We start from the raw sequence: 1462 nt of genomic DNA, 5'->3' as shown, positions 1-1462 counted from the left end.
TGGCGACGCTGGCGCGTCTTATCCGGCCTACGGGACGGCAATTAGCGTCCTGCTTTCAGCTTCTGATAGTACTCTTCATAAATTGTGCTAGCGGAGCCGACGTCGTTCTGCCACTCCCCTTTATTGATAGTCTCTGCATCAGGATAGAGCGTTTTATCATTGGCTACTTCCGGGCTGAGCAGTTTACGTGCCGCCAGGTTTGGCGTTGGGTAACCGATGGTTTCGGCCACTTCTTTCGCGACATCCGGGCGCAGCAGGAAGTTAATCAGCTTCAGCGCGCCTTCTTTGTTTTTGGCGTTCGCCGGAATAGACAGACTGTCCATCCAGAAAATGCCGCCTTCTTTCGGCCACACGACTTCCAGCGGCGTGCCTGCCTGACGCGCGACGAATGCCGAGCCGTTCCACACCATACCGAGGTTGACTTCACCTTCCATATACGGGTTTGCCGGGTTGTCTGAGTTAAACGCCGCGACGTTAGGCATCAGTTTCTTCAGCTCGTTATACGCGGCTTCAATCTCTTTCGGGTCGGTGGTGTTACCGGAGTAGCCCAGCTTGCGTAGCGCTACCTGGAACACTTCACGCGCATCATCGGTTAACAGCAGGCTGCCTTTGTATTCCGGTTTCCACAGATCGGCCCAGCTGGTCACAGTTTTCGGATCAATGACATCGCTATTGACGCCAATAGCCGTTGCTCCCCAGATATACGGAATGGAGTAGTCGTTATTTGGGTCAAACGGCTTGTTGAGCATGTCCGGATCGAGATTGTTGAAGTTGGTGAGCTTGGTCTTATCAATCTTCTGGATCATGCCTTCTTTGCGCATTTTATCCACGTAGTAGGTGGAGGGAACCACCAGATCGTAGGCGCCGTCTTTATACGTTTTGAGTTTGGCATACATGGTTTCGTTCGACTCGTAGGTCGAATAGATAACCTTAATACCGGTCTCTTTCGTGAACTGCTCCAGCAGTCCTGGCGGAACGTATTCGGTCCAGTTGTAGAAATAGAGCGTGTTGTTGTCGGAGGCTGTGGCGGTGTTCATACCCAGTGCCAGAGCACCCGCGGCGAGCAGGTGGCGTGACCATTTTTTCATCATTTAACGTCCCCTGAATAACATACCCGTCGTCTTTCAAGCCGCATTTTTGTTGGCTACGCTAGTTCACCCCAGGAACATAGTTATCTATGTTCCTGGGGACTCACGAGCTTGCCGCCTCAATGCAACTCGAAATCCATAGGGTATGGGCCTGTTAGCGGCCTTTAGTTTTATCACGTGCAATAAGCTGGCTGGCGATAACCATGACCAGCGACAGAACCAACAAAATGGTGGCCAGCGCATTAACTTCTGGTGACACGCCGACTTTAACCATTGAGTAGATTTTTAACGGCAGAATTTCATAACCTGGTCCAGTGACGAACGATGAAACAACCACGTCATCCATCGACAGGGTAAAGCTCAGTAACCAGCCC

General features: G+C 51.6%; 1 protein-coding gene and 1 pseudogene. Both read right to left on the bottom strand.

Annotation, left to right across the window (positions count from 1 at the left end; all coding sequences use genetic code 11):
• Nucleotides 1-41 precede the first annotated feature (41 nt).
• Complete coding sequence (gene potD, locus FDW95_RS20685; RefSeq protein ID WP_115259962.1) at nt 42-1088, bottom strand: spermidine/putrescine ABC transporter substrate-binding protein PotD; 1047 nt, start codon at nt 1086-1088, stop codon at nt 42-44.
• Nucleotides 1089-1242: 154 nt separating this feature from the next.
• Nucleotides 1243-1462: pseudogene (gene potC, locus FDW95_RS24060) on the bottom strand (spermidine/putrescine ABC transporter permease PotC); the annotation flags it as partial.

Origin of the sequence: Citrobacter sp. wls718 (assembly GCF_005280945.1) — a bacterium.
Lineage (GTDB): Bacteria > Pseudomonadota > Gammaproteobacteria > Enterobacterales > Enterobacteriaceae > Citrobacter > Citrobacter gillenii.
Note: the sequence above shows the minus strand (reverse complement) of the source record. Positions and strands in the feature narration are given on the sequence as shown.

What these genes read in the sequence shown, in the direction of transcription:
- potD (WP_115259962.1), bottom strand. Translation starts at nt 1,088, where the DNA reads ATGAAAAAATGGTCACGCCACCTGCTCGCCGCGGGTGCTCTGGCACTG.